7 protein-coding genes are annotated in these 6069 nt (G+C 74.6%); 1 reads left to right on the top strand and 6 read right to left on the bottom strand.

What is annotated here, in order from left to right; genetic code table 11:
- From BBH68_RS15920 to BBH68_RS15895, 6 genes are all read right to left on the bottom strand, one after another.
- A partial coding sequence (locus BBH68_RS15920) for an NADH-quinone oxidoreductase subunit J family protein (protein ID WP_245738075.1) occupies positions 1-625 on the bottom strand: 625 nt, incomplete at its 3' end.
- Positions 622-1209 (bottom strand): NuoI/complex I 23 kDa subunit family protein, encoded by a 588-nt coding sequence (locus BBH68_RS15915; protein WP_065962916.1) that lies wholly within the window; start codon positions 1207-1209, stop codon positions 622-624. The genes BBH68_RS15915 and BBH68_RS15920, both read right to left, overlap by 4 nt.
- Positions 1209-2168, bottom strand: coding sequence for a complex I subunit 1/NuoH family protein (locus BBH68_RS15910; RefSeq protein ID WP_065962914.1), 960 nt, complete (start codon positions 2166-2168; stop codon positions 1209-1211). Before BBH68_RS15910 ends, BBH68_RS15915 begins: the two co-directional genes overlap by 1 nt.
- A complete protein-coding gene (locus BBH68_RS15905) occupies positions 2165-3796 on the bottom strand; it encodes an NADH-quinone oxidoreductase subunit C (RefSeq protein WP_065962913.1) in 1632 nt (543 codons plus the stop codon). The genes BBH68_RS15910 and BBH68_RS15905 overlap by 4 nt, the downstream gene beginning before the upstream one ends.
- Positions 3793-4503 carry an NADH-quinone oxidoreductase subunit B gene (locus BBH68_RS15900; RefSeq protein WP_065962912.1) on the bottom strand — a complete coding sequence of 237 codons (711 nt, stop codon included), beginning with the start codon at positions 4501-4503 and terminating at the stop codon, positions 3793-3795. The genes BBH68_RS15905 and BBH68_RS15900 overlap by 4 nt, the downstream gene beginning before the upstream one ends.
- A complete protein-coding gene (locus tag BBH68_RS15895) occupies positions 4494-4907 on the bottom strand; it encodes an NADH-quinone oxidoreductase subunit A (RefSeq protein ID WP_065962910.1) in 414 nt (137 codons plus the stop codon). Before BBH68_RS15895 ends, BBH68_RS15900 begins: the two co-directional genes overlap by 10 nt.
- Before the next feature lie 192 nt (positions 4908-5099).
- On the opposite strand from BBH68_RS15895, the gene BBH68_RS15890 reads away from it, so the two are divergent.
- The coding region (locus BBH68_RS15890) for a sensor histidine kinase (protein ID WP_065962909.1) at positions 5100-6069 on the top strand (970 nt) is incomplete at its 3' end.

The raw sequence follows: 6069 nt of genomic DNA, 5'->3' as shown, positions 1-6069 counted from the left end.
TTTCGGCGGCGGTGCGGGGGCCGGCGGCGGTGCGGGAGCCGGCCGCGCGGGGGGCCCGGGCGCCCGGGGACCGCGGCGTGGAGCGCAGCCGGGACAGCACGATCGCGCCGACCAGCGCCGCGAGCAGCAGCACGGACAGCGCTTCGAACGGCAGCACCCAGTGCCGGAAGAGGCTCTCACCGGAGACCTTGGTGGAGCCCTGCACCCCCGCGTCCACGTCGATCCAGGTGGCCCGGAAGGCGTCCACGACCACCCACACCAGGGCGGCCGCGGCGGCGACGGCCACCGCCAGGGCGGCCGGGCGGTTGCCCGAGTCGGCGTCCGGGGACCGCCCGATGGGCGCCTTGGTCAGCATCAGCCCGAACAGGATGAGGACGACGACGGACCCCACATAGATCAGCACCTGTACCCAGGCGATGAACTCCGCCGTCAGCAGCAGGAACTCGACCGCGAGCCCCCCGAGCGTGACCACCAGCCACAGCGCGGCGTGCACCAGCTGCTTGGTGGTGACGGTGACGAGGGCCCCGCCCAGGGTCATCACCGCGACGAGAAGGAAGGTGATCTCCACACCCGTCGGCGACAGAAAACCGTGCCCTGACGCCGCGAGCTGGGCGGCGGCACTCACGACGCCGCTCCGTCCCGGCCGGAGGGGCCGTCGGGCCCCGCCGCGTCCGTGGCCCGCGCGGCCTCGGCCGCCGCGATCTTGTCGGCTGCCTTGCGCGCGGCGGCGATCTCCTTCGGCTCCTCGGCGCCCGGGTCGAGCGCGGGCGGCGCGGGCACCGTCCACATCCACTCGCGGAGCTTGTCGCGCTCATGGGTGAGGTCGCGGATGTCCTCCTCCGCGTACTCGAACTCCGGCGACCAGAACAGCGCGTCGAAAGGACACACCTCGATGCAGATACCGCAGTACATGCACAGCGCGAAGTCGATGGCGAACCGGTCCAGCACATTACGGCTGCGCTCCCGCCCGCCGGGCGCGGCCGGCGGCACCGTCTCCTTGTGGGAGTCGATGTAGATGCACCAGTCCGGGCACTCGCGGGCGCAGAGCATGCAGACCGTGCAGTTCTCCTCGAACAGCCCGATCACTCCGCGGGTACGCGGCGGCAGCTCGGGCTGGACGTCCGGGTACTGCGCGGTGTGCGCCTTCCGTGTCATCGTGCGCAGGGTGACGGCCAAGCCCTTGGCCAGGCCGGAACCGGGGATGCCCATCAGGAGATCACCACCTTGACGACGCCGGTGAGGGCGATCTGGACCAGGGCGAGCGGGATGAGGCCGGTCCAGGCGAGCTTCTGCAGCTGGTCCTCGCGCAGCCGCGGATAGCTCACCCGCAGCCAGATCACCACGAAGGCCAGGACGGCCGTCTTCAGCAGCGTCCACACCCAGCCCAGGTCGTCCGCGAACGGGCCGTGCCACCCGCCCAGGAACAGCACGGTGGTCAGCCCGCAGAGGACCACGATCCCCGCGTACTCGGCCAGCAGGAACAGCGCGAAGCGCAGCCCGGTGTACTCGGTGTACGCGCCGAAGATGATCTCGGAGTCGGCGATCGGCGCGTCGAAGGGCGGGCGCTGCAGTTCGGCCAGCCCGGCCGTGAAGAACACCAGCCCCCCGACGATCTGCCACGGCACCCACCACCACTCGAACGCGTCGAGGATGCCGGGCAGCGACACGGTGCCTGCGGCCATCGCCACGGAGGCGGCGGCGAGCAGCATCGGCAGCTCGTACGCCATCAGCTGCGCGGCCGTGCGCAAACCCCCGAGGAGGGAGAACTTGTTCGCCGACGCCCAGCCCGCCATGAGCGAGCCCAGCACGCCGACGCCCATCACGGCGAGCACGAAGAAGATGCCGGCGTCGATGAACCGCCCGACGGCGCCGGGGGCGACCGGGATCGCGACCAGCACCAGCAGATACGGCAGCAGCGCGACGGCCGGCGCGAGCTGGAAGATCCGCCGGTCGGCCCCCGCCGGGACGACGTCCTCCTTCTGCGCGAACTTCACACCGTCCGCGACCAACTGCGCCCACCCGTGGAACCCGCCCGCGTACATCGGCCCGAGCCGGCCCTGCATATGGGCCATGACCTTGTGCTCGGTCTGCCCCACGACCAGGGGCAGCACGAGGAAGGCGAGCAGCAGGGCGAGCAGTCGCAGCGCGACGTCGAGGACGTCGTTCACGCGGTGCCTCCCGCCGTGTCGTCGGTGTTCGTGGCGTTGGTGTTCGTGTCGTCGGTGTTCGTGGCGTTGGCGTTCGTGTGGTCCGTGCCCGTGCCGTCGGGGCTCGTGTCGTCGGGGCTCGTGCCGGATGTCTCGGTGGTCGAGGCCGGGGCGGGCGTCGTGTCGGCTTCGGGCGCGGCTGAGGGCCGGGGGCCCTCGCCCGCGGCGTCCTGCGGCGCATGCGAAGCGCCCTGCGGCTCCTTCGGCTCCCGCCGCGGCCCGGCACCAGCGGCGGCACCCGCGCGCCCCGCCGACCCTTCGGCCGCCTCGGCGGCGGACTCCGGCCGCGCCGGTTCCTCGGCGCCCGGCGCCGCCGTCGGCTCGTCTCGTGCCGGGCGGGCGTGGTGCCAGGGGGCGTCGGTCGAGCGGGGGCGCGGGGCCGGTCGCTCGGGGCGCGCCGGGGCCTGTCCGCCCGTCGCGGCGCGCTGGCTCGCCGACCCCTCGCTCGCGCTGCGGGCACGACGCGCGGGCCGGGTGGCGCCGCCCGGCGCCTCCGAATCCGTGTCCGCCGCCTCCGCCCTCGTATCCCGCTGGCTCGCGGAACCCTCGCTCGCGGTGCGCGAGCGACGTGCGGGCCGAGCCGGGGTCGCCGCCTCGGCACCCGTGTCGGCGCGCTGGCTCGCGGAACCCTCGCTCACGCTGCGCGAGCGACGTGGGGGGCGCGCCGGGGCGGTGGGGGCCTCCCCGGGCGCGCCGACCGCCGCCTCGGCGTCCGTTGCGGCGCGCTGGCTCGCCGAGCCCGCGGACGCGCTGCGGGCGCGGCGGGCCGGGCGCTCGGTCGCGGCGCCCGCAGCCCGGGTCGCGCGGGCCGGCCGGGCGGGGGCAGCGGGAAGTTGGCCCTTGAGGGGGCCCCACTCGTTGGGGTCGGGGACGCCGGGCGGCAGCATCTGCCTCCGCCTGGGGCCGTGGGCGGCCTCGGACTCGCCCGGCTCCTTCGCGCCGGGCCATGCCTTGACGACCCGTGCCGCCAGGACGAAGTCCTTGCGCAGCGGATGTCCCTCGAAGCTGTCCGGGAGCAGCAGCGGCACGAGGTGGGGGTGGCCGGCGAAGTCGATGCCGAACATCTCGTGGGTCTCGCGCTCGTGCCAGGCCGCGCCCGCGTAGACGCCGGTCGCGGTCGGCAGGGCGGGCGCGTCGTGCGCCACGGTGGTGCGGACCAGGAGCCCGCGCACGGCGGGGGCGCCGGGGCCACCAGCGGCAGAGGCGCCGGGCTGGGCGGCGGCAGAGGTGTCGGGCTCGGCCGGGGCGGCGGCCGTCGCCGGCCCGAGGGCGACGACGTGCGCGGCCACGCGGAACCCCTCGCCGGGCTCGTCGACCGCGCTCAGCCAGTCGAAGTAGGTGCAGCCCAGGACGTCACGGGCGGTCTCCAGCGCGGGGAGCCACGCGTCGGCGGGGACGTCGACGGTGAGCAGCCCGTACGCCTCCTCCGCCGTCGCGCCGTCGCCGAACAGCTCGGCGGCAGGCCGCGGCAGCCAGCCGACCGGCGGCTGAGCGGCGGCGGCGGGGGCGGCCGGCGCGGCGGGGGCGGGCTCGACGCGCGGGGCGGACCCGGCCCCGACGGGCCGGTCGCGGTCGTCCGGCGTGGTCACGGCGTGCCCTCCCCCGCGGCAGGGCGCCCGCGACCTCGCCCGCGGCCAGACGACGCGGCAGGGGACGACGGGGCAGGGGACGGGCCGGAGGCCGGCTCGGGCGGTGCGACCAGCCCGCTGCGCAGCGCCGCGGCGGACGGCCGAGGCGCGCCGCCGTCGCGCCCGTACCGCTCGCCCAGGGACTCGCGCGCGATCTTCTCCTGCAGCTTCAGGATGCCCTGCAACAGGGCCTCGGGGCGGGGCGGGCAGCCGGGCACGTACACGTCGACGGGGATGATCTGGTCGACGCCCTTGGTGACGGCGTACGAGTCCCAGTACGGTCCGCCGCAGTTCGAGCAGGCGCCGAAGGAGATGACGTACTTCGGCTCGGGCATCTGCTCGTACAGCCGCCTGACCGCGGGGGCCATCTTGTCCGTCACCGTGCCGGACACCACCATGAGGTCGGCCTGGCGCGGCCCGGGGGCGAAGGGGATCACGCCGAGCCTGATGAAGTCGTGGCGGGCCATGGAGGCCGCGATGAACTCGATGGCGCAGCAGGCCAGCCCGAAGTTGAAGACCCACAGGCTGTAGCGGCGTCCCCAGTTCAGGACGACCTTCATCGGCTCGGGGGCCAGCCTGGCGAGCGCGCCGAGGCGGCGCGGCTCCGGGAGGTCCACGGGGGCGGGCGCGGGAGCCGGCGTGGGGGCGGGGGTCGGTGTCACGTCCATTCCAGGACGCCCTTCTTCCATGCGTACAGCAGGCCCACGGCGAGGAAGCCGAGGAAGACGAACATCTCCACCAGCGTCGTTCCGCCATAGCCCGGCGCGGCGAACACCGTCGCCCAGGGGAAGAGGAAGATCGAGTCCACCGCGAAAATCACATACAAGAAAGCGTAGACGTAGTAGCGGATCTGGGTGTGGGCCCAGCCCTCGCCGACGGGGTCGACCCCGCATTCGTAGGTCAGCAGCTTCTCCGGGGTCGGCACCACGGGCCGCAGCAGCCGACCGGCGCCGAAGGCCACGGCGACGAAGAGGACCCCGACCACCGCGAGGAGGCCGACCACCGAGTATCCCTCGTAGTAGCCGGCCGCGAGCGGCACGGCTGTGGTGTGCACGGTCGTCGCCTCCGGCACGTCCGCCCCTCGCTCCCTGTCCCGCCTGCTGTCCGTCGATGTCGTCTGTTCGACGCTGCGTACGCACGGGAGTGTAGGCCCTGCCGCCGCCCGGGTGAGCCGCCCGTCCGGGATGCGGTGGGGCTAACCCCACTCCGGCACGGCGACCTACCCCATGGCGGGGCGGGGGGCGGGCCCGGCAATCTTGCCCGTATGACCTCGAGTTCATCCGACGGGGGCGACGAGCGGCTGCCCCGGCCGCCCGCCTTCGGCTTTCCCCGGCAGACCTGGCGGGAGATCGCGCACCTGCTCGCCAATCTGCCCATGGGCATCCTCGGCTTCGTCTACGCCCTCATCTGGCTCGTGCTGGGCCTGGGACTGGCGATCACCGTGGTGGGGCTGCCGCTGCTGGCCCTGGGGCTGCGCGGCAGCCGGCTGTACGGGGCGCTGGAGCGGCGCCGCGCCCGCGCGCTGCTGACGGTGCGCGTCGACGAGCCGAGCCGGCTGTGGCACCCGGCGGACGGTGGCTTCTTCACCTGGCTGTGGGCGCGGCTGCGGGACCCGGTGGGCTGGCGGACCGCGCTGTACTCCTTCCTGCGGCTGCCCTGGGCGGTGCTCACCTTCTGCCTGACCCTGGTCTGCCTGTTCGTCGCCTGGCCGGTGCTGCCCTGGATCGCGCGGGGTCTGACGAACGCCGACCGGGCGATGGTGCGCGGGCTGCTGTCCCCCTCCGACGAGCTGGAGCGGCGGATCGCGGAGCTGGAGTCGGACCGTGGCACGGTGGTCGACACGGCGGCCGCGGACCTGCGCCGCATCGAGCGCGACCTGCACGACGGGGCACAGGCCCGGCTGGTCGCCCTCGCCATGGGCCTGGGCCTGGCGAAGGAGAAGGTGCTGGAGGATCCGGGGGCCGCGGCCGCGATGGTCGACGAGGCGCACGGCGAGGTGAAACTGGCCCTTCAGGAGCTGCGCGACCTCGCCCGCGGCATCCACCCGGCGGTGCTGACGGACCGGGGCCTGGACGCGGCGCTGTCGTCGGTCGCGGCGCGCTGCACCGTGCCGGTGCGGGTCTCCGTGGACCTGCCGGAGCGGCCGGCGGCCGCCATCGAGGGCATCGCCTACTTCACCGTCTCCGAGCTGCTCCAGAACATCAGCAAGCACAGCGGCGCCCGGACGGCCTCGG

Source organism: Streptomyces sparsogenes, assembly GCF_001704635.1.
GTDB lineage: Bacteria > Actinomycetota > Actinomycetes > Streptomycetales > Streptomycetaceae > Streptomyces > Streptomyces sparsogenes.
The sequence above is the reverse complement of the archived record's forward strand: the minus strand, read 5'-3'. Positions and strand labels throughout refer to the sequence as shown.

Coding starts and splice junctions, on each gene's coding strand:
- BBH68_RS15900 (WP_065962912.1), bottom strand. CDS start 4,503: ATGGACGTGACACCGACCCCCGCCCCCACGCCGGCTCCCGCGCCCGCC.
- BBH68_RS15915 (WP_065962916.1), bottom strand. CDS start 1,209: ATGGGCATCCCCGGTTCCGGCCTGGCCAAGGGCTTGGCCGTCACCCTG.